The sequence below is a fragment of the Dietzia sp. B19 genome (assembly GCF_014145155.1).
Classification (GTDB): domain Bacteria; phylum Actinomycetota; class Actinomycetes; order Mycobacteriales; family Mycobacteriaceae; genus Dietzia; species Dietzia natronolimnaea.
The window spans coordinates 1-1,151 of record NZ_JAALED010000462.1 but is presented as its reverse complement, the minus strand read 5'-3'; the positions used below and the strand labels follow the sequence as shown (position 1 = coordinate 1,151).

Annotated in this window: 1 protein-coding gene; it reads left to right on the top strand. The window is 73.8% G+C overall.

What is annotated here, in order from left to right; all coding sequences use genetic code 11:
• Window positions 1–137 precede the first annotated feature (137 nt).
• The coding region (locus G6020_RS12930) for a GAF domain-containing protein (protein WP_347238375.1) at window positions 138–1,151 on the top strand (1,014 nt) is incomplete at its 3' end.

Sequence of the window (1,151 nt, the reverse complement as noted above, 5' to 3'; positions counted from 1 at the left end):
GCACCCGGCCCACGCGGCCCGGAGCCACTGAGCCGCCGCCCGAGCCCCGGGATCCCGATCGCCCGAGCCCTGGGATCACCCCGCCGCCCGCTTGCGTATGGTGTGAGTCACACCCCTCATCCGGCCGGAGGTGCCCCGTGACCCAGACAGTCCACTCCCCCGTCGCGCCCGGCGAGGACCCGGTGGACCTGTCCTGGCGCCGGTCCGCCTCGTGCGGACTGACCCCGAAGAGCGCGCGCCCCGGTGCCCCCGATCCGCACGCCTCCCGGTCCCACCGTCTCGCCGAGGCCGCCCGACCGGTGATGGACGACCTCGACGAGGTCCTCAAGGACACCGGAGCCATGCTCCTGCTCGCGGACCGCGAGGGCCGGGTCATCCGCTCGGTGCGCGACAACGCCCGGATCTCCCGCATGCTCCTGCGGCGGGGAGTCGACGACGGTGCCACCCTCACCGAGGACGCGGTGGGCAACAACGGCATCGGCACGGCGCTCGAGACCCGCGCCGGGGTCTTCATCCACGGCGAGCAGCACTTCGCGGAGGTCCTGCGCGACTTCGCCTGTTACGGGCACCCGATCGTCGACCCGCTCACCCGCCGCCTGGTCGGGGCGGTGGATCTGACGGGGATGAGCGCCGACGCCTCCCGAATGTTCGCGCCGTTCGTGCGGAAGATCGTCGCGGACATCGAGGCCCGCTACGTCGACACCGCCCGCGCGGACGACCGCGAACTCTGGCACCGCTTCGTCGAACGCACCCGATCCTCCGACACCGCCACCTGCGCGTTCGGCGACGAGGTGGTGCTGGCCTCGCATTCGAGCCTGGAACGTCTGGCCTCCCGGGACATCGCAAGACTCCGGCGGCTGGTGGAGCAGGACGAGGTGGGCGACGTCGTGGAACTCTCGGTGGGGACGGTCGGGGTCCTGTCCAGCCGGGTCGGCCGCCGCGGCCACCTGCTCGACCTGACGTTCCCCGACCAGCACCCCGCGCCCACGCTGCGGAGCACCTCCTCCCCGGGCCCCGGCTCCACCCCGGGCTCGACCTCGACGCGGGCAATGACGTCCTCCCCGGGTTCCACCTCCACGCAGGGCACGACGTCCCCGCCCGGGTCCACGGGTCCGGCGGACACGTCGGGTCCGGGGGCCGGTGCCGGTGCC